Annotated in this window: 21 protein-coding genes and 8 tRNA genes; 21 read left to right on the top strand and 8 right to left on the bottom strand. The window is 47.1% G+C overall.

Annotated features, from left to right (window positions below):
- Positions 1-152: 152 nt before the first annotated feature.
- From DN599_RS12075 to DN599_RS12025, 11 genes are all read left to right on the top strand, one after another.
- Complete coding sequence (locus DN599_RS12075; protein WP_110457826.1) at positions 153-1346, top strand: FAD-dependent oxidoreductase; 1194 nt, start codon at positions 153-155, stop codon at positions 1344-1346.
- 243 nt (positions 1347-1589) lie between these two features.
- Positions 1590-2177, top strand: coding sequence for an aminoacyl-tRNA hydrolase (pth, locus tag DN599_RS12070; protein WP_110457825.1), 588 nt, complete (start codon positions 1590-1592; stop codon positions 2175-2177).
- Positions 2178-2259: 82 nt separating this feature from the next.
- Complete coding sequence (ychF, locus tag DN599_RS12065) at positions 2260-3351, top strand: redox-regulated ATPase YchF (protein ID WP_110457824.1); 1092 nt, start codon at positions 2260-2262, stop codon at positions 3349-3351.
- 298 nt (positions 3352-3649) lie between these two features.
- Positions 3650-3726 (top strand) — tRNA-Met (locus tag DN599_RS12060).
- A gap of 333 nt (positions 3727-4059) precedes the next feature.
- Positions 4060-4144 (top strand) — tRNA-Leu (locus DN599_RS12055).
- 51 nt (positions 4145-4195) lie between these two features.
- Positions 4196-4270, top strand: a tRNA-Gln gene (locus DN599_RS12050).
- 23 nt (positions 4271-4293) lie between these two features.
- A tRNA-Gln gene (locus tag DN599_RS12045) sits at positions 4294-4368 on the top strand.
- Between the two features lie 21 nt (positions 4369-4389).
- Positions 4390-4466, top strand: a tRNA-Met gene (locus tag DN599_RS12040).
- A gap of 154 nt (positions 4467-4620) precedes the next feature.
- Positions 4621-4705: transfer RNA gene (locus tag DN599_RS12035), tRNA-Leu, on the top strand.
- Between the two features lie 55 nt (positions 4706-4760).
- Positions 4761-4835 (top strand) — tRNA-Gln (locus tag DN599_RS12030).
- A gap of 81 nt (positions 4836-4916) precedes the next feature.
- Positions 4917-5001: transfer RNA gene (locus DN599_RS12025), tRNA-Leu, on the top strand.
- An 800-nt stretch (positions 5002-5801) separates the two neighbouring features.
- On the opposite strand, the gene DN599_RS12020 is transcribed toward DN599_RS12025, so the two are convergent.
- The 3 genes from DN599_RS12020 to lolB form a co-directional block, all read right to left on the bottom strand.
- Positions 5802-6749 carry a ribose-phosphate pyrophosphokinase gene (locus tag DN599_RS12020; RefSeq protein ID WP_110457872.1) on the bottom strand — a complete coding sequence of 316 codons (948 nt, stop codon included), beginning with the start codon at positions 6747-6749 and terminating at the stop codon, positions 5802-5804.
- A gap of 66 nt (positions 6750-6815) precedes the next feature.
- Entirely contained in the window at positions 6816-7670 is an 855-nt protein-coding gene (ispE, locus tag DN599_RS12015) for a 4-(cytidine 5'-diphospho)-2-C-methyl-D-erythritol kinase (protein ID WP_110457823.1), read from the bottom strand.
- Positions 7660-8313, bottom strand: coding sequence for a lipoprotein insertase outer membrane protein LolB (gene lolB, locus DN599_RS12010; RefSeq protein WP_110457822.1), 654 nt, complete (start codon positions 8311-8313; stop codon positions 7660-7662). Before lolB ends, ispE begins: the two co-directional genes overlap by 11 nt.
- 531 nt (positions 8314-8844) lie before the next feature.
- Here lolB and hemA point away from each other — a divergent pair.
- From hemA to DN599_RS11965, 9 genes are all read left to right on the top strand, one after another.
- Complete coding sequence (gene hemA / locus DN599_RS12005; RefSeq protein WP_110457821.1) at positions 8845-10095, top strand: glutamyl-tRNA reductase; 1251 nt, start codon at positions 8845-8847, stop codon at positions 10093-10095.
- Between the two features lie 13 nt (positions 10096-10108).
- Positions 10109-11194 carry a peptide chain release factor 1 gene (gene prfA, locus DN599_RS12000; protein ID WP_110457820.1) on the top strand — a complete coding sequence of 362 codons (1086 nt, stop codon included), beginning with the start codon at positions 10109-10111 and terminating at the stop codon, positions 11192-11194.
- A gap of 41 nt (positions 11195-11235) precedes the next feature.
- On the top strand, positions 11236-12084 hold the full coding sequence (gene prmC / locus DN599_RS11995; protein WP_110457819.1) for a peptide chain release factor N(5)-glutamine methyltransferase: 849 nt from the start codon (positions 11236-11238) through the stop codon (positions 12082-12084).
- 344 nt (positions 12085-12428) lie between these two features.
- A complete protein-coding gene (locus DN599_RS11990; RefSeq protein ID WP_110457818.1) occupies positions 12429-14480 on the top strand; it encodes an alkyl/aryl-sulfatase in 2052 nt (683 codons plus the stop codon).
- Positions 14481-14798: 318 nt separating this feature from the next.
- On the top strand, positions 14799-15185 hold the full coding sequence (locus tag DN599_RS11985; RefSeq protein ID WP_110457817.1) for a SirB2 family protein: 387 nt from the start codon (positions 14799-14801) through the stop codon (positions 15183-15185).
- The gene (locus DN599_RS11980; protein WP_110457816.1) at positions 15185-15973 is read left to right on the top strand and encodes a transglutaminase family protein; all 789 of its coding nucleotides are present in this window, start codon (positions 15185-15187) and stop codon (positions 15971-15973) included. Before DN599_RS11985 ends, DN599_RS11980 begins: the two co-directional genes overlap by 1 nt.
- A gap of 302 nt (positions 15974-16275) precedes the next feature.
- A complete protein-coding gene (locus DN599_RS11975; RefSeq protein ID WP_110457815.1) occupies positions 16276-17529 on the top strand; it encodes a DUF819 family protein in 1254 nt (417 codons plus the stop codon).
- Between the two features lie 68 nt (positions 17530-17597).
- Positions 17598-18446 carry a 3-deoxy-8-phosphooctulonate synthase gene (gene kdsA, locus DN599_RS11970; RefSeq protein ID WP_110457871.1) on the top strand — a complete coding sequence of 283 codons (849 nt, stop codon included), beginning with the start codon at positions 17598-17600 and terminating at the stop codon, positions 18444-18446.
- Between the two features lie 227 nt (positions 18447-18673).
- Positions 18674-20215 (top strand): AbgT family transporter, encoded by a 1542-nt coding sequence (locus DN599_RS11965; RefSeq protein WP_110457814.1) that lies wholly within the window; start codon positions 18674-18676, stop codon positions 20213-20215.
- 110 nt (positions 20216-20325) lie between these two features.
- Here DN599_RS11965 and DN599_RS11960 read toward each other — a convergent pair whose 3' ends face one another.
- The 3 genes from DN599_RS11960 to DN599_RS11950 are packed head-to-tail and all read right to left on the bottom strand — an operon-like array spanning position 20326 to position 23703.
- A complete protein-coding gene (locus DN599_RS11960) occupies positions 20326-22317 on the bottom strand; it encodes a flavohemoglobin expression-modulating QEGLA motif protein (protein WP_110457813.1) in 1992 nt (663 codons plus the stop codon).
- Positions 22304-23338, bottom strand: a complete 1035-nt coding sequence (gshB, locus tag DN599_RS11955; RefSeq protein ID WP_110457812.1) for a glutathione synthase — start codon at positions 23336-23338, stop codon at positions 22304-22306. Before gshB ends, DN599_RS11960 begins: the two co-directional genes overlap by 14 nt.
- 5 nt (positions 23339-23343) lie before the next feature.
- On the bottom strand, positions 23344-23703 hold the full coding sequence (locus DN599_RS11950) for a MaoP family protein (RefSeq protein WP_110457811.1): 360 nt from the start codon (positions 23701-23703) through the stop codon (positions 23344-23346).
- Positions 23704-23855: 152 nt separating this feature from the next.
- Between DN599_RS11950 and DN599_RS11945 the strand changes: the two genes are divergently transcribed.
- Positions 23856-24740, top strand: coding sequence for a LysR family transcriptional regulator (locus tag DN599_RS11945; RefSeq protein WP_110457810.1), 885 nt, complete (start codon positions 23856-23858; stop codon positions 24738-24740).
- Between the two features lie 10 nt (positions 24741-24750).
- Here the strand turns inward: DN599_RS11945 and DN599_RS11940 are convergent, their stop codons facing one another.
- Both DN599_RS11940 and DN599_RS11935 read right to left on the bottom strand, forming a co-directional pair.
- On the bottom strand, positions 24751-24861 hold the full coding sequence (locus DN599_RS11940; protein ID WP_110457809.1) for a MetS family NSS transporter small subunit: 111 nt from the start codon (positions 24859-24861) through the stop codon (positions 24751-24753).
- Entirely contained in the window at positions 24854-26395 is a 1542-nt protein-coding gene (locus DN599_RS11935) for a sodium-dependent transporter (RefSeq protein ID WP_110457808.1), read from the bottom strand. The genes DN599_RS11940 and DN599_RS11935 overlap by 8 nt, the downstream gene beginning before the upstream one ends.
- Positions 26396-26503 lie beyond the last annotated feature (108 nt).

Raw genomic sequence — 26503 nt, 5'->3', positions numbered from 1 at the left:
TGTGAGTGATTGCAGTGTCAGTCATATTTGCATACGTAATAGGCCTAATTGACATATTTAGACACAGAAACCGCTCGTCAGGGAACCAACGTAATAAATGTGTCGCCATGAGCGTGCACTAGAGAGTTAACCATCAGGGAGTAAAGCGTAAGGTGAGTCAGAATCAAAACCAACATCTAGAACAAGATGTCGTGATCCTCGGCGGTGGCATGGTGGGAGCCGCGACCGCAATTGGGTTAGCCCAGTTAGGGTTAAAGGTTGCCGTTGTTGAAGCCTTTGCGCCTCAAGCATACAGCCCTGAGCAACCATTGGATTTACGTGTTTCAGCCATCAGCGTCGCTTCTGAGCAGTTGCTGCAACAGCTAGGAGCGCTCGACGCTATCGCCGCGATGCGTCAGGTGGCCTATAAAGGACTGGAAACTTGGGAGCTTGATGGGTGCCAGACACAGTTTCATAGTGATCAAGTGGGTGCGACTCATCTTGGGCATATTGTCGAAAATCGTGTGGTGCAATTAGCCTTGTGGCAGGCATTTGACAAGTATGACAATTTGCAGCTTATCTGCCCGGTTAACGTCGACCAGTTTAGCCGGAGTGAGCAAGGGGTTAGGCTACGATTAAGTAATAACACAAGCATAGATACTCGCTTGTTAGTCGGTGCCGATGGGGCAAACTCTCAAGTACGTCAGTGGGCAGGGATCGGCTTAACTGGGTGGGATTATGCCCAGTCGGCGATGCTGATTAATATTGAGACCCAGCAGGAAGAGCAAGATGTTACTTGGCAACAGTTTACTCCCCAAGGCCCACGCTCTCTGTTGCCGCTACCAGGTCGCAACGCGTCTTTGGTGTGGTACGACGATGCTAATCGCATTGCGCAGTTAAGCGGATTAAGCGCTGAGGCGCTGTACGAGCAAATTAACGCCCATTTCCCCGCACGCCTCGATCGGGCATTTAAAGTGGTGTCTCATGGCAGTTTTAAGCTTACCAGACGTCATGCGCAGCGCTACTATCAGGATAATGTGGTGATTTTAGGTGATGCTGCACACACGATTAATCCATTAGCTGGTCAAGGAGTGAATATTGGCTTTAAAGATGTCGCGGCATTAATTGCATCTGTTAAAGGGGCTATTGATGAGCAGCGCAGCTGGTGGACTCAAGATGTGTTGGCACAATATCAGCGTCGCCGCTATGGCGACAATTTGTTGATGATGAGCACTATGGACCTCTTTTATGCCGGCTTTAGCAATAAGAATTTACCGCTAAAATTACTGCGCAACAGTGCGCTTAAAATCGCTAATATAGACTCACCCATTAAGCATAAGGTGTTGAAATACGCCATGGGTCTCTAAGCGTTAACTCAAACGAGCTGGCTTTACTCGTCATCTTGTGGGTAAAGCGGCTCACCGACCAGTCACCGCAGCACCATGACGATTGATTTCGCGGCTGAGGTTAATCGCTTAGATCTTAGGGCATGGCGCAGTGCTAACCTTCCTTAAATTCCGCTGTCTTTACTACAACAAATTTGTTGCTCGGGCGATAGAGTGCTAAAATGCCGCGTTTTTATGCGCCCTGGCGAGATGGACATAGGTTAAATGAGCAATATTAAGCTGATTGTTGGGCTTGCAAACCCAGGTGAGAAGTACGAGCAAACCCGCCACAATGCGGGTGCTTGGTATGTTAATGAACTGGCGCGCGTTTGCGGTGTAACATTAGTTGCAGACAGTAAATATTACGGCCTCACAGCGAGAGCGACCCTATACGGTAAAGATGTTCGCTTATTGATCCCAACCACATTTATGAACCTCAGCGGTAAATCGGTTGGTGCCTTGGCTAATTTCTTTCGCATCGAGCCCGAAGAGATCCTCGTCGCCCATGATGAGCTGGATATGCCGCCCGGCGTGGCTAAGTTTAAACTCGGTGGCGGTCATGGTGGTCACAACGGTTTAAAGGATATCATTGCTAGGCTTGCCAATAATAAAGGCTTTTATCGTTTGCGCATTGGTATCGGTCACCCAGGTGATAAGAGTCTAGTGAGCAATTATGTTTTAGGTAAGGCGCCGCAAGTTGAGCAAAGGTTAATCGAAGACGTGATTGACGAAGCGGTGCGGGCCACCGAACTGTTATTTAAAGAAGATATGAGTAAGGCGATGCATAGACTGCATTCTTACAAGGCGGGTTAATCCATCACATTCTGAAGCAATCAGGTGTGAGCAGCGTTATTATTGGTTGTGCCGATAATACTAATTGAATAAAGGTAAAGATATGGGTTTTAAATGTGGCATCGTTGGCCTACCAAACGTAGGTAAATCGACATTGTTCAACGCACTGACTAAAGCGGGCATCGAAGCGTCTAACTTCCCGTTTTGTACGATTGAACCTAACACCGGTGTGGTGCCAGTGCCCGATCCACGATTAGCAGCATTGGCTGAAATCGTGAAGCCTGAGCGTATTTTGCCGACTACAATGGAATTTGTCGACATCGCAGGCCTAGTGGCGGGCGCTTCTAAAGGTGAAGGGCTGGGCAACAAGTTCCTTGCTAACATTCGTGAAACCGATGCGATTGGTCATGTGGTGCGTTGCTTTGAAGATGACAATATCGTGCACGTGGCAAATAAAGTGTCGCCTGCCAGTGACATTGAAGTGATCAACACCGAATTAGCCTTGGCTGACTTAGACTCGTGCGAGCGCGCTATCACGCGTCAGCAAAAGCGTGCTAAAGGTGGCGACCAAGAAGCTAAGTTCGAAGTCAGCGTGTTAGAAAAGATGCGCCCAGTATTGGACGAAGGTCAAATGCTGCGTTCAATGGACTTAACTAAGGAAGAGTTGGCGGCAGTCGCTTATCTTAATTTCCTTACACTTAAGCCAACCATGTATATCGCGAACGTCGCAGAAGATGGTTTTGAAAATAACCCGCATCTGGATACGGTTCGCGACATTGCGGCCAAAGAGAATGCCGTGGTCGTTGCCGTGTGTGCTGCCATTGAATCTGAACTGGCAGAAATGGACGCTGAAGACCGTGAAGAGTTTATGGCTGACCTTGGTTTAACCGAACCTGGATTGGATCGTGTGATCCGCGCCGGTTACCAGCTACTGGATCTGCACACCTACTTTACCGCAGGCGTTAAAGAGGTACGTGCTTGGACCGTTAAAGTGGGGGCGAGTGCACCACAAGCCGCTGGTGTTATCCATACAGACTTTGAGCGCGGCTTTATTCGTGCCCAGGTAATGTCTTATGATGACTTTATTACCTATAAAGGTGAAGCTGGCGCGAAAGAAGCAGGTAAACTGCGTATCGAAGGTAAAACCTATATCGTTAAAGATGGCGATGTGATGCATTTCCTATTTAACGTATAAGCATGAGGCTAATCTTGCTAATAAAATAGCAAGTGGCATTATAGAATCTAAACGGCTCAATAAATTATTGAGCCGTTTTTGTATTTTAAGGCTTATATAAATCTGATATTTAAACCCAACCTAAGGCTTAATATGGCGCTTTAAGCCTCTTTTTTGGATAACTGCTGCTCACTTTGGTGAGTTTATAAGCGAACGATGAGGTAAGTGTAAATTAGCGGAAAAAAGCTGTTGACCTCAATACGCTGAATAAGCATAATACGCCCCGTTCCTCACCAAGAGGGACACGTAAGAAAACGATGGCAATGTAGCTCAGCTGGTTAGAGCACAGCACTCATAATGCTGGGGTCGCAGGTTCAAGTCCCGCCATTGCTACCATCTTATTCGGATGAAAAATGAATGCGTAGCAAGTCGGTATAAGCCCCGGCAATATGGCTACCATCTTCTCTAAGATGTAAAACTTGAGGTAAGCCGACTAGTTGATGGTTGAAGTATATCAATCAGCAGAAATAGGGTTGGCAACATCTTAATCAAGATGTAAAACTAGGTACAGCGTAAGAGTGGTGGATGTTGATAGTTAGACAAGCCATATCTTAATGCCATCTTAATCAGGATGTAAAACTAGATGCAGTACGGGAGTAGTGGATGTTGATAGTTAGACACGCTAGTTCCATAATGCCATCTTAATCAAGATGTGAAACTAGATGCAGTGCGGGAGTGGTGGAATTGGTAGACACGCCAGATTTAGGTTCTGGTGCCGTAAGGTGTGAGAGTTCAAGTCTCTCTTCCCGTACCATTTATTTTAAGTTAGAGATTGTAAAGTCTTTAACTTGAAGCAAGAAAAGATTGGGGTATCGCCAAGCGGTAAGGCACCGGGTTTTGATCTCGGCATTCCCAGGTTCGAATCCTGGTACCCCAGCCATTTCTTTTTGCTTCACACAGTTTTGGGGTATCGCCAAGCGGTAAGGCACCGGGTTTTGATCTCGGCATCCCCAGGTTCGAATCCTGGTACCCCAGCCATTATCTATATGATAATTATGTGGCAATGTAGCTCAGCTGGTTAGAGCACAGCACTCATAATGCTGGGGTCGCAGGTTCAAGTCCCGCCATTGCTACCATCTTATTCAGATGTAAAATGAAAGCGTGACTTGAATGAGTTACCATCTTAATCAAGATATAAAACTAGATGCAGCTTGAGAGTAGTGGATGTTGATAGTTAGACACGCTAGTTTCATAATGCCATCTTAATCAAGATGTAAAACTAGATGCAGTGCGGGAGTGGTGGAATTGGTAGACACGCCAGATTTAGGTTCTGGTGCCGTAAGGTGTGAGAGTTCAAGTCTCTCCTCCCGTACCATTTATTTTAAGTTACAGCCTTGTGGTCTACAGGGTGTAACAAAAGCGAAAGCTTTTGGGGTATCGCCAAGCGGTAAGGCACCGGGTTTTGATCTCGGCATTCCCAGGTTCGAATCCTGGTACCCCAGCCATTATTCAACCACCTAAGTCATTGACTTAAGTGAGTGGGTTAGCCCCACCATCTTTAATCAAGATGTAAAAAATGATGCAGTGCGGGAGTGGTGGAATTGGTAGACACGCCAGATTTAGGTTCTGGTGCCGTAAGGTGTGAGAGTTCAAGTCTCTCCTCCCGTACCATTTATTAAAAACAAATAAGCCTGTCTTTTTGACGGGCTTTTTTGTGCCTAAAATTTGCCCCCTTTAGCCTGTACGACTCTACTATTAATCTATATTGTCTGCGGCGTTAAGCGCTTTACAGTCGCGACTTTAGATGCTTTGTTGCCCTAAGCGTGTATGTATTGAGTTAAGCCGTTGGCAGCGAGTCAGTGGCGTTAGCGAGGCTTAGGGATGGTTTAGGCTATGACTTATACCTAGGGATTAAAAACTTACTTAAATCGAGGGCTGATATTCACGATCTTTTGCGTAGGTACCACCTCGGGCCGCCGCATAGGCTTTCTTGCCAGCGCCACCCTAATGACCAATTCAAGCAATATTGTCGCTCCCTTGCATTGTGTTCGCATCTCAATTTTCGCTTCTTGAGTTTGTACAATCTGGTCATTTCATCAGTGTAATGGGTTAAATTTGCTGTGAATTAACTACTCTAGAGCCGTCTTAGGAAGTGTTAGCGCATTATGTTTTGATGCTGGCTTAAAGGTAATGGCCCGTTTTGAGGGGGCGTTAGCGATAAACTTAGCGGCCTTGACCATGAGCTATCTTTCATCACAGGGCTATTTCATCGCGAGCGGTATTCATAGTATTTACAGAGCTATATCAAAGCGGGCATTTGAGGGCGCTAGGCCTTTATTTAGGGGGGGCAGGTAAAGCGGGTTGAATAGGGCAAGGGCAGAGCTGTGCGTATTAATTAGGCTCCTGACTACAAAGTATAAAAAAACGCACTCAATCGAGTGCGTTTTTTATTCGCTAAATAATCTAATCGATTAGTGCTTGAACATCGCAGAGATGGACTCTTCGTTGCTGACACGACGAATGGCTTCGGCCATCACTGTTGACATAGTCAACTGGGTGACTTTATCTAGCGCGGCAATTTCAGGACTTAGCGGAATAGTATCGGTCACAATTACTTCATCAATCACTGATTCAGCAATGTTCTTTGCAGCGTTGCCAGAGAAGACTGGGTGTGTCGCATAAGCAAATACACGGTTAGCACCATGTTCTTTTAACGCTTCAGCGGCTTTACACAGTGTGCCCCCAGTATCAATCATATCGTCAACGATAATACAGTCACGGCCTTGAACATCACCGATAATGTGCATCACCTGCGCGACGTTTGCCTGTGGACGACGCTTATCGATAATGGCGAGATCAGAGTCATCAAGTAGTTTGGCAACAGCACGAGCACGTACTACACCACCGATGTCTGGCGATACCACAACAGGATTATCTAACTTCTTGGCTAGCATATCTTCTAACAGTACTGGGCTACCAAATACGTTATCAACTGGCACATCGAAGAAGCCTTGGATCTGCTCAGCATGTAAGTCGCAAGTCAGTACGCGGTCTACGCCTACGCTTGACAAAAAGTCGGCAACCACTTTAGCAGTAATAGGTACACGAGCACTGCGTACGCGACGATCTTGACGTGCGTAACCAAAGTAAGGAATAACCGCAGTAATACGGCCAGCAGATGCGCGGCGTAACGCATCAACCATAACGATAAGTTCCATTAGGTTATCGTTAGTCGGTGCACAAGTAGATTGAATGATAAATACATCCGCCCCACGTACATTTTCGTTAATCTGGACACTGATTTCACCGTCGCTGAAAACGCCAACCTCTGCGTCTCCGAGTTTACAAAATAGACGATCTGCTATCTTCTTTGCGAGACTGGGTGTTGCGTTACCGGCAAATAGTTTAATGTCAGGCACTGTATGAACCTCAGGCGTATGCTTCATTTTAATGGCCGGGATAAAGTAGCCTTATCCCGCATGATTTTAACACTGCGCTAAGCGCAGCATAAGTGGTGATTTATTTGTCCCTTTCGCGATAAAACCGCTCATATCGGCAGGTTTTTTGGCAAAAACTTGCTCTGCTTGCTCGCGAGTAGCGAATGTCCCGAAAACGCATGCTCCGGTTCCGGTCATTCTAGACGGCGCATATTCTATCAGCCACGCCAATGCTTTGGCAACTTGAGGGTGACGTTTGGCGACCAGTTGTTGGCAATCATTGTGCCAGTCACTGGTCATTAAATCGGCTAAAGATAACTTTGGCGTATCTCGCGGTAATTGTGGATCGTTAAACACCTCAGCCGTTGACACATGAACGTCGGGCGTGAGTACTAGATACCAAGGCTCTGGTAAATCTACCGCAATAAGTTTCTCACCGACACCTTCGGCAAAAGCGGATAAACCATTAATAAAAACAGGTACATCGGCACCCAAACTTAGGCCGATCTCTGTCAGTTGAGTTAATGATAACTGGGTGTTCCATAAGTGATTTAGCGCCACTAAGGTTGTGGCGGCATCTGACGAGCCGCCGCCAATTCCACCGCCCATAGGCAATTTTTTATCGAGCCATATCTCTGCGCCAAGTGTAGTTGCGGTTTTTTGTTGCAACGATTTTGCCGCTCGAAGAATTAAGTTATCTGTATTTGCGACAACATCACTAATGTTGGAGTGTAAGGTAAGTTCGCCAGTCTGGTTGATGGCAAAATCCAGTAGGTCACTCTGCTCGATAAATTGAAATAGGGTTTGCAGCTCATGATAACCGTCATTACGGCGCCCATTGATGTGTAAAAACAGGTTAAGTTTTGCTGGCGCAGGCCATGCGATAGAGCGTTTATTCGTCATGCGATAGTCCGGCGTTATCTGATGATGGGGTGCTGTTAGTAAGAGCTTGCCATTGATTTATTTGCATTTTTAATCGTATGTTTTCACGAGTTAACTCAAGTAATCTAGGCAGTTGTGCGCCGCTTTGGTGTTGCCAACTCTTAAACTCTACCTGCCATGGTGTTTGTGTCATTGTTGACTGTACTTGTATCGGTCTGTGATTGTTATCATAACGGATCACCAGATCTGAAGACGCCACTTGGCCTGTTATCCATAATGGTAAATGTTCGATAGGGATAGACCAGCCCGTGAGCCGCTTGAGCAGTTGCTCGGCGTCATGATGCTGGTAGGTGTTACCGTCAATCATCAGTTGAGCCCCATCCTCGTCACGCTCCAGTAGCATGACCGTTGTGCCTAACATCGTCGTTAGGCGTAATTGGTCGCGATTGGGGGTGTGAAGCCAATACAAATTGGTACTGAATTTATCGTCACGGGTTTTGACCGCTAGCTTGCCCTGCATCTCCCAGGCTTTAGCTTGCTCAACATGGCTGACATTGATGTCCTGCAGATCAATATCGGAGCGACTGGCGCACCCTCCTAACAATAAAGGTGTCAGCAATAGGGCGCTAATTAAGATTTTTGTGAAGTAGTTCAAATTATTTATCTATTACTGTTACAACGAGCTCATATCATACGAGTGCTGTGTATAAATACCAATGGCAATCGTTAAATTTCCTGCCAAGCCTAGGCTTTCAGCTAGTGCTAAGTGTTTTTGTAATGGCTTGTATTTTGGTGATTATTGCTGCGCTTTAATGTGAAAAAAGCGTAATAAACGAGATTATTATTCGGTTTTGTTAAGCGTATTCTGTTTTTAGTTGGCTCAATTCAGTAGAATGGCTGCCACTAAGAGAGATTAATCAGGGCGATGGCCCTTGCATGAGGACTTTGTCGCCACTCTATGAGGCAATGTGACGCGCTCGCATTAAACCAAGTGTCGCCTGTGACTATCAAAAAAATGGTAATAAGGCATGGTCAGCAAAAGTCAGCAGCAAGCTAAACCCTAGTCGTTCGCCTCAAAGCCGTTAGTGGAGCAATATGAGCCAGTCGCATTTTCGTTTGTATTCTGACCACCGCTTTGAGCCAGAACAAATCTAATTCGCAAGATAAACAGACCCTAGAGACCAGAAAGAGTCAGATGAGCCTTGTAGCAATCGGTATTAATCATAAAACAGCGACGGTAGACCTACGTGAGAAAGTAGCGTTTTCACCCGATAAAATTCATGACGCGATGAAAAGCCTTGCCAGTCTAACTAAGACGGGTGAAGCGGTGATCATCTCGACCTGTAATCGCACCGAACTTTACTGTAACAACGGTGAAGCGCAGGACGTGATTACTTGGTTAGAGGAATATCATCAGCTGTCCCATGAAGATGTGCTACCTTGCCTGTACCAATATCGCGGCCAAGAAGCCGTGCGACATTTGATGCGTGTCTCTGCAGGTCTTGACTCATTGATCTTAGGTGAGCCACAGATCTTAGGCCAAGTTAAGCAATCTTTTGTTAAGGCAAAAGAAGCAGGCACGGTGGCGGTCACCATGGACCGACTGTTCCAAAATACCTTTTCTGTTGCCAAGAAAGTGCGCACCGAAACTGAAATCGGTGCCGCAGCCGTGTCGGTAGCGTTTGCCGCGGTGAGCATGGCTAAACATATTTTCTCGGCTTTGAGTGCCACTAAGGTGTTACTCATCGGCGCGGGTGAGACCATAGAGCTGGTTGCCCGGCATCTTAAAGACAATGGCGTCGAGTCAATGATTGTGGCTAACCGCACCATTTCGCGCGCCGAAGCCATGTGCGAAGAGTTTGGCGCAACGGCCATTACGCTCGAACAGATACCAGATTTTCTCCCTAAGGCCGATATCGTGATATCCTCTACCGCCAGCCCATTACCTATACTGGGTAAAGGCATGGTAGAAAAAGCGCTGAAACAGCGTCGTCATCAACCTATGTTATTGGTTGATATAGCAGTACCTAGAGATATTGAAGCCGAAGTAGGGGATCTAGATGATGCCTTTCTCTACACGGTTGACGACCTGCAAAGCATCATTGAACAAAATATGGCCTCCAGACGTGAGGCTGCCGAGCAAGCCGAATTAATTGTCGAAGAAGAGTCTCATCTTTTCATGGAGTGGATCCGCTCATTAGAGTCGGTCGACAGTATCCGTGAATACCGTACCCAAAGTATGGCGATCAAAGATGAGCTGGTAGAGCGCGCGATCAATAAGTTAGCCCAAGGCGGTGATAGCGAACAGCTAATACTGGAACTGGCCAATAAGTTAACCAATAAATTGATCCATGCGCCGACTCAAGCCCTTACTCAGGCGAGTCGACGCGGTGACTTAAACAGCATCGGACAATTAAGAGCGGCGCTTGGATTAGATAAAGACTAAGGTTAGCGTTGGAATGAAGGACAGTGTGATTCGCAAGCTTGAAGGCTTGCTTGAGCGTAATGAAGAAGTATTGGCGCTACTGAGTGATCCTAGTGTGATTGCTGACCAAGAGCGTTTTCGCGCTCTGTCCAAAGAGTACTCTCAACTCGAAGACGTGGTAAGAAGCTTTAAGGCATTTCAACAGGCGCAGGCCGATCTCGAGTCGGCGCAAGAGATGTTAGCCGAAGACGATGCCGAGCTAAAAGAGATGGCGCAAGAAGAGATTAAAGCCGCCAAGCAAGTGCTCGAGACGCTCGAAGATGAACTGCAGATCCTACTGCTGCCTAAAGATCCTAAAGATGACAACAATGCCTTTGTCGAAATTCGTGCTGGCGCAGGGGGGGACGAAGCGGCCATCTTTGCCGGTGATCTGTACCGTATGTACAGCCGTTACTGCGAAGCTAAACGCTGGCAGATAGAGGTGATGAACGCTAACGAAGGCGAACATGGCGGCTTTAAAGAGATCATCATTAAAGTGTCTGGCGATGGGGTCTATGGCCGACTGAAATTTGAATCGGGTGGGCATCGTGTACAGCGTGTGCCTGAGACCGAGTCGCAAGGGCGGGTGCATACCTCAGCTTGTACTGTGGTCGTTATGCCTGAAGTACCCGAAGCCGAAGCGATTCAAATTAATCCTGCCGATCTAAAAGTGGATACCTTCCGCGCATCGGGCGCGGGTGGTCAGCACGTTAACAAAACCGATTCGGCTATCCGTATCACTCATATTCCGTCTGGCATCATCGTTGAATGTCAGGATCAGCGCTCGCAGCATAAAAACCGCGCTCAAGCCATGAGTGTATTGACGGCTCGTATACAAGCGGTTGAAGATGAAAAACGCCGCAGCGAAGAGGAATCGACTCGCCGCACATTAGTGGCCAGTGGTGATCGCTCTGAGCGTATTCGTACTTATAATTTCCCTCAGGGGCGTGTCAGTGAGCATCGTATCAATTTGACCCTTTATCGCTTAAATGAAGTGATGGAAGGGGATTTAGATGCGATTATCGAACCGCTAATGCAAGAAAACCAAGCCGATATGTTGGCTGCTTTGGCAGACGATTAATATACTCAATATCGCGACTCTAGGTTAATAAGGATATTTTTTTGTACCAGACGTTAGCTGAAGCCCTTCAATGGGCTTCTTCTCAACTTGTTGAGATCTCTGATACTGCCAAGCTAGATGCCGAAGTGATGCTGCTTCATGTCATCCATAAGCCGCGCAGCTACCTCTACACTTGGCCCGATGAACGCATTACCAGTGAACAATCCGCCGCGTTTCAGCAGATGGTTGCAAGGCGTGCGATAGGCACTCCTATCGCGCATATCGTTGGCGAACGCGAGTTTTGGTCATTGCCATTTATGGTTAACCCCACCACGCTTATTCCGCGTCCCGATACCGAAATTTTGGTTGAGACCGCGTTAAACTTGCCGTTAGCACAAAATGCTAAGGTGCTCGATTTAGGCACGGGAACGGGGGCAATAGCCCTGTCGTTAGCCTTTGAGCGCAGCACATGGCAGATCACGGCTGTCGACAAAGTGATTGAAGCTGTGGCCTTGGCTAAGGCGAATCGTGACAACTTGAAGTTACCGCAAGTCGAGGTACTACAAAGCGATTGGTTTGATGCCGTCAATCAGTACGATTTCAATCTGATTGTCTCTAACCCGCCTTATATCGACGAAGAAGATGAGCATTTGTCTCAAGGCGATGTACGCTTTGAGCCACAGAGTGCGTTGACCGCTGCCGAACATGGTTATGCCGACCTGTTTCATATTGCTCTGTCGGCGCGTGATTATCTGGCGCCCGGTGGCTATTTGCTACTCGAGCACGGTTTTGAGCAAGCCATTACGGTGCGCAATAAGATGATTGAGCTAGGTTATGAGTCGGTGTCGACCGTGAGAGACTTTGGCAGTAACGACCGTTGTACCTTAGGCCGTTGGCCTAGGCAGGGTTAACTGACACGCTCGATACTTTATTAAAGCGACTAAGGTGATTAAACGCCATTGGCTTATGCTAATGGCGTTTTTTTTGTGTATGTTTTTGCTCCGAATGTTGATTGTCCGCATGATTAAGCTCAAGTTCGCGTTAAACAATACTGCCTGACGAAGATAAGTTCACCTTGTACAAATCTAAATGCATTACTACCTTAATATCTGGGTGAGCGTTTTAGCGTGGGTGGTCTTTGTTCACTTGCATATTTAGGTTAGTCATCGTCGTTGTGTTCTGGCTATGTGTCGCCAGCACATACACAGAAATGTTGGGTAACTTGTAATTCATTAATAACCAAGGAGTTAGGTGTATGAATACAAAGCTCGTCAATGTCGCACTACTGTCAGCCCTCGTCAGTGTGACAATATCGACCCATATCGTTGTCAACGCCGCTGGTGGTGGCAGCGTGGTAACAAGTGATCCGAATAAACACTTTGATCCTAAAGGGCAAGCACCATCAAAATACACCTTAGCATTACAAAATGGCTTGCGTAAGACCCTACCGTTTGACGATAAACGTGACTTTGAAGAAGCCCAAAAAGGCTTTATCGCGGCGCCCGAATATAAACAAATTATGGCCGAAGCGGGTAACGTTGCGTGGGATATGGGCAGTTATGAGTGGCTGCTCGATGAAGGCAAAACCTTCGATACCATTAACCCTTCGTTGCAGCGTCAAGCAGTGCTCAACATGGCTTATGGCTTGTATGAAGTGTTACCCGACCATATTTATCAGGTGCGAGGCTATGATCTTGCCAATATCAGTTTTATTAAAGGTAAGACGGGTTGGATTGTATTTGACCCCTTAACGGCCAAAGAGACCGCGGCGGCGGCATTGGCCTTTATTAATCAGCAATTAGGTGAGCGTCCGGTTGTGGCTGTGATCTACTCTCACTCTCATGGCGACCACTTTGGTGGGGTCCGTGGTGTGGTGGATGAACAAGATGTTCAAAGTGGTAAGGTGAAAGTCATTGCCCCTGAGGGCTTTATGCATCATGCGGTCTCTGAAAATGTCATGGCCGGTAATGCCATGACGCGCAGGATGTTTTTTCAATACGGTGTACTACTCCCCAGAAGCCCTTATGGTCATGTAGATCAATCTATCGGTAAAAATACCGCGGCAGGTAATTTAGGTTTAATTGCGCCTAACGTAATTATCGATAAAGCCTTTACTGAAATGACCATAGATGGCGTCAACATGGTGTTTCAAAATACCCCAGGTACTGAAGCGCCAGCAGAGATGAACACTTGGTTTCCAGACTTGAACGCTTTTTGGGCCGCCGAGAATATAACTGGCACCATACATAATATCTATACCTTACGCGGCGCATTGGTACGTGATGCATTGGAATGGTCTAAGCAAATTAATATTTCGCTGTATAAATTTGGCCAGCAGGCAGAGGTGATGTTTTCTGCCCACTCTTGGCCTCGGTGGGGCAATGAGCGTATTCAAGAGGTGATGCGCAGTCAGCGTGATACCTATGCGCACCTCAATAATCAGGTGCTGCATCTGGCTAATCAAGGTGTGACCATTAATCAAATTCACAACGTATATAAGCTCCCCGATAGTTTACAGCGGCAATGGTCAGCCCACAGTTATCATGGATCTGAGGAACACAATAGCCGCGCAGTGTTGAATCGTTATTTAGGTTATTGGGATGCTAACCCCGCGACCTTAATGCCGCTATCACCAGAAGATTCAGCGCCCTTATATGTTGAGATGATGGGAGGTAGCAGTAAGATTATTGCCAAAGGCCAGCAATTATTTGAGCAAGGAAAATATTTCCATGCCATAGAGATTCTCAATAAACTGGTGTTTGCTGAGCCCCAAAATCAAGCCGCTAAAGATTTACTCGCTAATGTGTATGAGCAAATTGGTTATCAAAAAGAGAGCCCTAGTGTGCGAAATAGCTTTTTAGCGGCGGCTTACGAATTGCGAAATGGTATGCCAACAGGTGCTTCGCCTAAAACGACTGGACCCGACATTATCCGTGGTATGTCTACCGGTTTATGGCTTGACTACCTCGGCGTTCGCCTTGATACCAGCAAGACTGCAGATAAACACTTTGTCATTAACTTGGTCACTCCGGATAATGGCGAGCAGTATCTGGTTGAACTGAGTAATTCGGCGCTGACCAATATCGAGGGAATACAATCACCGCAAGCGGACCTCACTTTAACGATAGATCGCAGCGAGTTAAATGATGTCATGATGGGCACGCAGAGTTTCGACGATAAAATCAAAGCCGGCAAAGTGAAGGTGGAAGGAGAGCGTCGTGCAATCGATGAGCTAATGGGGGCAATGGTCGAATTCTCCATGGAGTTTGAACTGCTCCCCGGCACATTGCCTGATACGGTCAAATAGGCCACCGCTTACGGTTAATTTCAACAGACAGCCGCTTGCCACAGGTAGCCGGTGATAATTGGTTGGCAGTCGGCTCAAACCACGCTAAAGCTGCGGTCTTGGCGTGGTTTTTTTATTAGATAAGTTGGGGAGATAAATACGGGATCATTGCGAGTGACATTATCTTTTTTAAATTCATCACGTTTTGGTGATTATCTTGTGTTATTGGCTGCGATGCTGATTATGCTGTGTTTATCGTCGATAATCGGTTGATGATATTGGTGCGGTTGGAGCAGATCAGTTACACTAGCGCCTTTGTCAGCAACCAAAGAATTTAAAATGGACAGTTTATACCCTGCTATAAAGCATATTCACCTTACGTTTATTGCCCTCAGTGTATTGTTTTTTATTGTGCGTTTTGCGCTGCACTTAAAGCAGTCGCCTATTATGGATAAGAAGTTCGTTAAAGTCGCCCCGCATGTTATCGACACTCTGCTGGTGCTATCTGGTTTAACCCTGTGTTTTATCATCAAGCAATATCCTTTCCAAGATGTATGGCTGACCGAAAAAATCGGCGCGCTTTTGGCCTATATCTTCTTAGCAACCATTGCGCTCAAAGCCAATCGCAATAAGCTGTTTAAGATATTTGCCGCCCTCGGTGCTATTGCTTGGGTAGTCTATGCAGGTAAGGTCGCCATGCTTAAACAAGCGATAATACTGAGTTAATGGCGCAGATGATCCTAAAAGATGAGCTCTTGTTACCCGAGAGCGTGTTTGACATCACTCAGCATTTAGGTTTTTCCAATAAACAGAGTGCTAATTGGGCTTGGCTAGAACTTGCAGGCTCTGTACTGAGTCATTATGTGGTCGACCGTGAAGATAGATTAAATGCCTTGGTTAAGTGGTTTTATGGCGACTTAGGTTTTTGTGCTCGCGAGGCGTATTTTAGTGTAGAGGCTGCCGATTTAGGCAGCTGCATACTCACTCGTCAAGGTAATAGTACAACCTTAGCCACCGTATTGATGTTACTGGCGAAACAGTTAGACCTAGTGCTTGAGCCCTTGCTGCTGCCCGGCAATACGGTGTTGTGCAGTCGCATTGACAAGCAGGTGCGTTATATCGACCCATTAACGGGGCGGTCGCTGTCTCGGCACCAGTTGCATGTGTTGGTACGTGGCGAGTTGGGTAATGGCGCGGCCTTTAAACCGCGTTACTTAAAGCCTGCAAGTTTGAAGCGGTTATTGTCGCGCATGATCCACGAGCTCAAAGCGGGAGCGATTTTATCGAACCAGTTTGAGAGTGCGATGGAGTGTTGCAATCTGTTATTGCAGTGGCATAGCGATGACCTTAACCTCAATCGTGAGCGAGCTTTTATTGCACAGCAGTTAGGCTGCATCAGTGTAGCCGCCGCGGACTTACAGCATTTTGTCGACAATAGTCCGCATGATCCTGTGACTGAATTGGTTAAGCTACAAATTAAAGAGCTAAATGAAGAGCTTGAGATATACCATTAAGGAAAAGCTGAAGCCGTTATGGCTTCAGCTTTTTTATGTGGGTCAATGAAGACCGTGGCAATAGATGCCTTGGCGTTAGCGGCCATTTTATGCTGGTCGGCTCGCAATCTTGTCAATCTTATATTGAACCACCTGTCGTTACAGGCTAAAACGGCTCACCATTGGATCAACTAATACCATTATTAATATTTACAACAGGCTTGCATCACAGGCCTGATAAATGACGCGCTTATACAAGCCGAATAAAACAACAAATTGATATTAAAAATAAAACTAAAAATAGATGTGAATTAGGGGGAAATATGAGCGGTACCGCATTAGTGACCAATGATGCCACAGGGTTGGGATTATTAGCAGCCATTTTAGGCTTAGTATTTTATACCAATAGCAGCACTCATCCATTTTGGGTAAAATTTTATCGTTACATTCCAGCGTTGTTACTGTGTTACTTCCTGCCATCACTGCTTAATTCATTTAATATTGTCGATGGCGATACCTCTAAGCTCTATTATGTGGCTTCACGTTATTTACTACCAGCCTGCTTAGTATTATTGATCTTAAGCGTCGATTTAAAAGCGATCTTAGGCTTAGGCCCTAAGGCCATTGTGATGTTTCTCACCGGCACCGTAGGTATTGTGATTGGCGGGCCGATTGCCTTGCTTATTATCTCCAGCATTAACCCTGAGGTATTAGGTGTTAGTGGTCCCGATGCGGTCTGGCGTGGCATGACCACCCTAGCCGGTAGTTGGATTGGCGGCGGTGCGAATCAGGCTGCGATGAAAGAGATCTATGAAGCGGGCGGTAATATCTTCTCAATTATGGTCACCGTGGATGTGATCGTAGCCAATATCTGGATGGCGGTGCTGCTCTATATGGCCTCGAAAGCCAAGGAGATCGATGCTAAAACTGGTGCCGATACCCGTGCCATAGAAACCTTAAAGCTCAAGGTTGAGAAGTACCATGCCGAGCATGCACGAATCCCTAGCTTACGCGATTTGATGATGATAGTGGCGGTCGGTTTTGGTATTACCGGACTGGCGCACATGTTTGCCGATTTCCTCGGGCCTTTTTTCGAAACCAATTATCCGTGGACACGTGATTACAGTCTAACGTCCAAATTTTTCTGGTTAATCGTCACCGTCACCACTATTGGTTTGGCGATGTCATTTAGCCCGGTGCGCCATTTAGAAGCCGCTGGCGCCTCTAAAGTGGCGTCGGCCTTTTTGTATATTCTGGTTGCCACCATTGGCTTGCATATGGATGTGTTTAAACTATTTGATCCGGCAAATCTTTGGTATTTCGCCATCGGTATTATCTGGATGTTAGTGCATGCCAGCTTTATGCTGCTGGTGGCTAAACTGATTAAGGCGCCGCTGTTTTATATGGCGGTGGGCAGTCAAGCCAATGTGGGCGGCGCTGCATCTGCGCCAGTTGTGGCGGCGGCATTCCACCCCGCATTAGCGCCCGTCGGTGTGTTATTGGCTGTGTTAGGCTATGCTGTAGGCACTTATATGGCATGGTTATGTGGCCAAATTTTACAGGCAGTTGCGCTATAATCGCATGCAGCGATACCTATTTGAACAATGCTAAGGTGTGGCCTTAGCTTCTTAAGAGAGAAGTAATGATGAGTAATAAAACCATAAAGTTAGGTAGCATTGAGATTGCAAACGATAAGCCGTTTGTGTTGTTTGGCGGCATGAATGTGCTTGAATCACGTGATTTAGCCATGCAGATCGCGGAAACCTATGCCGAAGTTACTCAAAAATTAGGGATCCCTTATGTGTTTAAGGCCTCATTCGATAAGGCTAACCGCTCTTCGGTGAACTCCTATCGTGGCCCCGGTATGGAAGAGGGGCTGAAGATTTTTCAAGAGATAAAATCGACCTTTAACTTGCCGTTAATCACCGACGTCCATGAACCGCATCAGTGTGCGCCAGTGGCCGAAGTGGTCGATGTGATTCAGTTACCCGCGTTTTTAGCACGCCAGACAGATCTGGTGGTAGCAATGGCCAAAACCGGCGCCATCATCAACGTTAAAAAACCGCAGTTTTTAGCGCCACACGAGATGCGCCATATCATCACTAAGTTTAATGAAGCGGGTAACGATGAGATCATGCTGTGCGAGCGTGGCTCAAGCTTTGGTTACAATAACTTGGTGGTCGACATGTTGGGCATGGATGAGATGAAGCAATCGGGTTACCCAGTGATTTTCGATGCGACCCACGCCTTACAGCGCCCGGGTGGCCGCAGCGACAGTGCGGGTGGGCGTCGTGCGCAAGCTACTGAACTTGCCCGCAGTGGTATGGCATTAGGCTTAGCCGGTCTGTTTATCGAAGCGCATCCCGATCCAGATAATGCAAAGTGCGATGGTCCTTGTGCTTTGCCTCTGCATCAGCTTGAAAACTACCTCAAGCAGATGAAGGCGGTGGATGAACTGGTTAAATCATTTGAGCCTATAGACACCAGTAAGTAGTGTCTCCACTTAGTCTGTAACGCCTTGCAATCGCGAGGCTTTTTTTTAACTAATGCTAAGGCTTACGATAACCTGATTGGGTATAGTATTGAATATTAAGCCTAATATATAATAGCGGCTCAGTGGTGCTGAGTATGCTTGTATTAAGCTGATTTATTGGGCTAGCTATTATGCATGCTGCGACAACCAAGGATAATAACAAGTACGTGTAAGTACAAGGAGTGATGATGACAACAAATGCGCAGGCCCCCGGCTTTTTAGGGCGGGCACTCGATGCCATAGAACGTGTGGGCAATAAACTGCCCGATCCGGCTATGTTATTTTTAATGTTACTGTTTGCGGTATGGGGCTTATCGGCGCTGCTATCTGGGGTCAGTTTTGATGCCATAGACCCTCGTACTGATGCGCCTATCGTTGTCAGTAATCTACTGAGTGCCGAGGCGTTGACCCACTTTTTAACCTCCATGGTATCGACGTTTACCGCCTTTGCGCCTTTAGGCGTGGTGTTAGTGGCGATGTTGGGTGTGGGCGTCGCGGAGCATTCTGGGTACATCAATACCGCGTTAAAGCAAATGCTAAAGATAACGCCGGCTAAGTTGCTAACGCCTGCTGTGGTTGTGGTGGGGATTATTTCCCATACCGCGACGGATGCGGGCTATGTGGTGGTGATTCCGCTGGCTGGGGTGATCTTTTTTACCGTAGGGCGTCATCCGCTGGCGGGGATCGCGGCAGCTTTTGCGGGTGTGTCTGGCGGTTTTTGCGCCAACTTCATACCCTCGGGTATCGACCCATTACTGCAAAGTTTTACCCAATCGGCGGCGCAGATTGTCGATGCTGATATTCAGATTAATCCATTGAATAATTGGTTCTTTGCCGCTTCATCATGTATTCCGATCACCTTGATTATTTGGTATCTCACCGACAAAGTGTTGGAGCCGCGTCTTAACCGTACTCACAAGGTCAATCGCGACGCGGTAGATATTCCTGAGATGGAGATGACAACGCCCAGCGAGCTTAAGGCTTTTCGTATCGCCAGCCTAGTGATGCTGGTGGCGATTATTGGCTTTTTCTCGTTAACCTTGCCTGAAACCTCGACTTTGCGCGACGCTAACGGCTCACTCACCAGTTTTAGTGCTCCTTTGATGAAGTCGATTGTGCCATTGATTTTTATCTTCTTCATGCTGCCTGGCCTAGTGTATGGCTATCTCACTAAGACCTTTACTCAGTCTGCCGATGTGGTGCAGGCGATGTCTAAATCGATGAGCGGCATGTCGCACTATATTGTGATGGCTTTTTTCTGCGCTCAGTTTGTCGCGGCGTTTTCAGCCTCTAATTTGGGGGCATTAATCGCGGTCGAGGGGGCTGGTGCACTCAAGGCGCTTAACTTGTCTGCCGAAGTCACCATTGTCGGCATGATAATACTGGTGGGTTTTGTTAACTTATTTGTCGGCTCATCGTCAGCCAAATGGGCACTGATTGGGCCAGTATTAGTGCCCATGTTAATGCAGCTCAATATTAGTCCAGATCTGTCGCAGGCAGCCTATCGTGTCGGTGACTCTAGCTCTAATATCATCACGCCCTTGATGCCCTATTTCCCCTTGGTGGTGGTCTATTGTCAGCGTTATGTGCAAGGCATAGGTATCGGTACCTTAATTGCCATGATGTTGCCGTTTAGTGTGGCATTGATGTCGATTTGGAGTGCCTGGTTATTGCTGTATTGGTCACTTGGATTGCCACTGGGCTTAGGAGCCAGCTATACCTATTTTTAGCGCTAGATGATTCACGCGCCTGAGATTAGAACTACCACGTTGAGCAAAGAGTGACTGTGTAGCAAGCCAACAGGATAAAAAAACGCCATGATCAACATGGCGTTTTTTTGTTAGCTACGCAGGCTCTCAATCAGATAATTGAGGCTGGGGTTGTCCTCTAAGTTTGCGGTCGGAGTGACGTTAAACTTAGGGGCGATGAGCCAGTTGCGCTGCACTAGCTCATCGAGTAAATCCAGATACTGTACGCTGGTTTTTCCCACCAACAAGTTGGTTAAGCTGCGGCTACTTGAGAGCTGCAACATCTGCAGAAAACCACTGAGGTAAAGATGGTCTTTGGTGAAACCGCCGCCGCGATAGACCCGCGCCGTCGTCACAAAAGCGTCACCAGGCTCCATACCCACCTCATCTACTAGGTAATTATGGGTGAGATAAAAATCTTGCTCTTTGAGCATAGATTCAACCGCCAATACGCGACAGGCGAGGGTATTGAGGCGTGAGTGTGCCATAAAGCCAGCCTTTAGTTCGGCCAAGATAGCCAAACCTTCCTGGGTATAGGTGGCGCCCGGTAATCCAAGGCGTAACACCTTTAAGGGCTGCTGTTTGGCATTTAAGGTGGTTGCCATGTGGACCCCCAGTTCATGCTGGATCAGCCGCTGCACCTCTGCATGGGAAAATGTCGCATGGCTGTTAACGGTCAGCTGTGGTGGCATTGAGCTCACCATGGCCCGCGCCACAATCGATGAGCTAAGGCTTACCTTGCACTGCATGTCCCATTGCTCAGCTTGTCGCTTCATGAGTTCGGTGGCGGTTTTGGCATCATATTGCTCACCAGCAACCTCAGCAATCTCTTTGGCATATAACAAGAACTTAGCATTGTTAATTGCATGGGTATCGGGGCGGCCATGGTAGCGTAGCGAGTTATAAACAAAGCCTTCTTGGCCAACACTGGTCAGTAAGTCGACCTGTTCGCCGAGCTTGTTGACGATATCGCTGTACATCTGTTTGAGCGCAGGATCAGAGATATTGTCTATCGGTAATCGATACAACTTATATTTAAACTCGTTGGCATCGATAGGCAGCTGACGGTAGCGAAAGTTGGGCTTATAGCGGCTTGGCGCGCTAAAAAAGCGTTTGCGCTCAGCGACCAAGTTGGTCGGATTGACATATTTTAAGGTGTCGACCTTTTGCGCTAAGCGAAACAGGGCGGCATCGATGTCCAGTACCGTTGGCTCGATGGCACTGCTGAGCATGTCGGCGCTACGGGTTTTACTGCGTCGATTTAACTTGCGCTGAAAATAGGCACTGGTGGCACTGAAGGCGTTTTTAAGCCCTAACTTTAAGTCATCGAGCACGATAGGATAAACTTCGCCAGTGAGTTCATCCATAAACACTTTTTTGATCTCAGTGGGTAACACTAAGGTGCGGTCAAAGTGGGCATTGGTATGAGCAATAAGGTAGCCACGACCCTCAAAAATCGCGTTAATTTTGGCGTCAACTTCGATATTGGGTAGGGTGATCTGGTTAAGTTCACTCTGGAACTTTTTCACCACAGGTGCCCAACGTTCCATGTCGATTTGCGCGGTGCCGATATTGAATACCGGCACGGGTTTGTCGATGCGTTTGTAATTGTACGAGTGCAGGTCAAACACAATCACCATGCCAAACAAGGACTCGAGCTTACTGATAAGCGCTTCATAGAGGAGGTAAAAATCATTGTGTTTGGCTTGGCTGATCGCGCGCTGTTTGGCACTAAGCGGTTTACGCCATACCTGTTTTAACCAGGCCGATTTGTAATAGGTGCTTAAACTTTTGGGTCGATTAAGATCGTACTCAAAACGTGAGTCAGTACCCACTAATGTGATGGGTTGTGATGCAATAACCTCGTCGGTATAAGGGTCTTCCTCAAAATAGCGTTCCTCTGCGCTGAGCTGACCGAGTTTGATCAGCTCATTACGTAAGGTGTGGCCCGCATGGATAGCGGTACACACTACAGGCAGGTATTCTTCAATTTTGATAAAACAACCTGATGATTCGAGTTGCCCCGAGAACGCTTCTCCACGTTTAATCAGGCCTAACATCTGCTCTAAACTATAGGTTTGCATCTTCTACCGCACGTCGATATGCATTCTTACGTTGCATCAATAAGTCTTTTGAGTTGATGATGTTCTCGGCAAAATCGATCACCTGTTTTTGCAGTCTTACGCGATTAAGCTTGTTAATACGGGTTATGCCACCTGGGCTTAACACGTTTACCTCGACCAATTTATTACCTATCACGTCTAGGCCGGTAAAATAGAGGCCATCGCGCACCAGTTTAGGACCAATCGCGGCGCACAATTCGCGCTCTTCGCGGGTGATGGTGTGTTTAACGACGGTACCACCGGCGTGCACGTTAGAGCGAAATTCACCGCTGGCGGGGACGCGTCTCATGGCACCAATCGGTTCGCCGTTGAGCATTAAAATGCGTTTATCACCCTCTTCGGCGCCTTCGATGTAATCTTGTAAGATCACATAGTTACTCTGATCATCGGCACCAATATAAAAGTCGAGTAGCGAGCTAAAGTTTTGCCGTGCGCTTTTTTCAATGACGATAACCCCATGACCGCCAAAACCGTTTAAGGGTTTAAGGATCATCTTGTCGCTGTCACTCTCTTCGAGTACACGTTGCAAGTAGTCGCGGTTTTTGGATACGTGGGTGGTAGGAATATAGCGACTCGCCGCACCGCTCATGCTGGCGGTGTACAGTTTATTGTTGGCGACCCTTAAGCCTTCAAGATCGTTAATGATCAGGGTGTCACCTTTTACCGAGTCGAGAAAGTTTAACGCTAAGTTGTCCAAAGGAGGGTTAGCGCGCATAAAAATGCAGTCAAACCCCGCCATTGGTAGACGCGCCTTATGAAACTCAACTGAGCGATAAAAGCGCGGAACATTATCCGGAATTTTGATGCCTTTTTTGATGATTTGGCAAAACCCGTAGACGCTACTGTCTCGAATGGTTAAACCACTGGTGGTGGTTATGGCAACGGTGTGACCACGCTGAGCGCACTCATGAACTAGTCTTAGGGTGGTATCGGATTCAGCATCGATACGTTCCCACGGGTACATCAAAAAGCAAATGTGCATCTTAGTTAAGCAACCTCATCTTCCGGGTGTGATTCTACATACGTGTATTGTTCAACACGCTGATTAACTGTGCTATTGAGCGTGTGAAACTTCTTTGGCTCTCGTGTGAGTTTTAGGTATTTCATCCACACATGTTCGAGCTTAGTATTGGCTTTATTGGGGTGTTTGAGCACCTTAATAAAATGTTTTTCCTCTGCAGTCTCAGGGTCTAATTGCTCGGCCTCGAAGGCTTGCATTGTGTCGCCGTATAGGCTTAACAACTCCGCTTCGGATAAGGTAAATTCTCCTGACTTGCTGAACCCTCTTGGAAAGTTTTTGTCATCAAAAAAACGCTTTTGACCAAAACGGAATGACTCTTCTGACATGGCAACCTCTAACTGTGATTTAAACGCTTTAACTACAGGGATATTCGATCGCGAAATTATGTTTTTTGGGGGCAAAAGAGAAACAAAACATTTTTGTCGTCACCATCAGGATTAGTTGTTATTCTCTCGGTCAAATCGATAGAGAGACCAAAATGGACGTCAAAGTATTTAAAACGTTTTTAGAAGTTGCGCAAACCCGCCATTTTGGCCGCGCCGCTGAGAACTTATATATTACCCAAGCTGCTGTTAGTGCTCGAATTAAGCAGCTAGAGTCTTTTTTTGATTCAGCACTTTTTATTCGAGACCGAAACAGCATTAAATTGACCTCGGCAGGCGAGCGTTTAGTCGGTTACGCCCAAGTGATGGTGAATACCTTAGAGCAAGCCAAAAATGAGTTAGCCCTAACCAACAATAAAGCGCTGCAATTGACCATGGCGGGGACGCCTAACATTTGGGATGCCTATTTACAGCACTGTTTAAGCAAGGTCACTGACGCCTTTGGTGGCTATGGTTTTATGGCACAGGCGCTTAGCCGTGAGCAGCTTAATCGCAACCTCATTGAGCGCACCTTAGATATGGCGTTTGCCTTTGACCCATTAAAGTCAGACGAATTAGTCTGTAAACAGGTGGCCGATTTAGTGCTGGTACTGGTGTCTACGTCGCCATGTGTCCAAGAGCAGGCATTAGCGGATAAATATGTGTATGTGGATTGGGGCACACGTTTTGCCTCGGAGCACGCCGAGCGTCATCATTGTGCGGTGCCGCCGTATTTGCGTACTTCGACTGGGCGTATCGCGCTTGATTTTATTCTCGATAAGGCGGGCGCCGCTTATCTGCCGTTATCGATTGTTGAGCCTTTTTTGGCATCAAAGCAGCTGTATCGTGTTGCGGACGTCGAACCTTGGCATCGGCCTATTTACCTTTCTTATCGTAAGGATAGTAGCTCATTAGAGGCGATCACTAAAATTCAAGAGCTGGTAAAAGAGATCGCTCCCTTGACGGCGTATTCGTTGCAACAGATAGGGCAAATGCGTTAGTCCATATCAGCTACTGCTCGTTACCATGGCGGCGTTTATAGGCAATCGCAATGCATAGCGCCGCGCCTCCCCAGGTTAGCGTTAATGCAAGACACATCATGATTAAGGCGCTGTTACTCATGTTTTTTTTCTCCTTTAGTCGATGACATCGGCTGGCTCTGCCACAGCTCTCGGTGAGGGGAGCGTTTACTGGCAAAATCGATCAACAGAGCAAATAATAACATGGCCGCCACCAGTCCCCAGCCTAACAAGAGTTGGTCGGCAATAGGGTAATCACCGTAACCATGGAGCAGGGTGTTATAGAGATTCTTAGCTAATATAGTGGCTAAAATGGCAGGGCTTACTATTTGCAAACAGATCTCTAACCAGCGGCCAACATGGAACTCAGAGCAATGATTAGCGTGGCGTCTCACCAAATTGACCTTTAACATCCAAGTGATAATCAGCAGCTCTACTAGGCAGCTCAATAACAGGGCGATGTTATTAATAAAGTAATCGACCAGATCCAGCAGTAGCAGTCCACCACTGGTGGCAAAGGCCATCGACACCAGATAACCGACTGCGCACACAATAATGGCCGCCGCTTTTCGTGGCAGATGAAACTTATCGATGATCGCGCTGATAACCGCTTCAATGATAGAGATGTGCGAGCTTAATCCTGCAATAACTAAGGCCACAAAAAACAGCGGCCCAAGCAGTTGTGGCAGTGGCATCAAATTGATGGCCGTCGGGATGGTCACAAAGGCAAGTCCGATGCCTGAACTGACCACTTCGGTCAAGGGCTTCATCTGTTGCTCAGCCATGTAACCGAGCACCCCGAAAATCAATATGCCCGCCAAAATAGAGAAGCCACAATTGATCAGTACTGTCATAAAGGCATTATTGTTGATGTCGGCTTTGGTGGGCAGGTAGCTGGAGTAAGCTAGCATAATGGCAAAGCCGACGCTTAAGGTGAAAAATATCTGCCCATAGGCGGCGGACCAGACTTGAATATCCAATAAACGACTAAAATCGGGCTCAAACAAGTAGTTTAGACCCGATAGCGCGCCGGGTAACAACAGCACTCGGGTGATCAACACCAATACCATAATAAATAGCATGGGCATCATGATTTTACTCGCCCGTTCAATGCCGCCTTTAACCCCAGTGAACACCGCCATTGTCGTGATGGCCCATGCTAAGCTCATGGCGGCGGCAATGCCCCACTGGAACTGACCTAAATTCGTTGGGGAATTATTACCTAACTGTAGATACTGCTCAAAGAAGAAGGCGTTAGGATCATCCCCCCAACTCTGGCTGAAAGAGAAGCCCAAAAAAGAGAGGGTCCAGCCGATAATGGCCACATAATAGACCGCGATGATGGCGGCAATAAACACCTGAAACCACCCCAACCACTCGAGGCGGAGCCCTAAGTTGGCCCCCAGTTGATTAAAGATACGCGGGGCGGTCTTTTTAAGTTTATGGCCTAGGCTAAACTCCATGATCATAAATGGGATGCCTGCGGTGACCATGGCAAACAGATAGGGTACAAAGAAGGCGCCGCCGCCATTTTCGTAAGCCATATAGGGAAAGCGCCAAATATTACCCAGCCCAATGGCAGAGCCTACTGCGGCTAAGATAAATCCCACCCTCGAATTCCATTGCTCTCGCTTCATCACTCACCTCGTGTCGGCTGGTCTGCTAATGCCTTAATTAACTGTAGCCGTTAATCTATGAATGAGGGGGAAAACACATAAAAACAAAGACAAGCAATAAGCTTTGCG

Source organism: Shewanella algidipiscicola, from assembly GCF_900380485.1.
In the GTDB taxonomy this organism is placed as follows: domain Bacteria; phylum Pseudomonadota; class Gammaproteobacteria; order Enterobacterales; family Shewanellaceae; genus Shewanella; species Shewanella algidipiscicola.
Note: the sequence above shows the minus strand (reverse complement) of the source record. Positions and strands in the feature narration are given on the sequence as shown.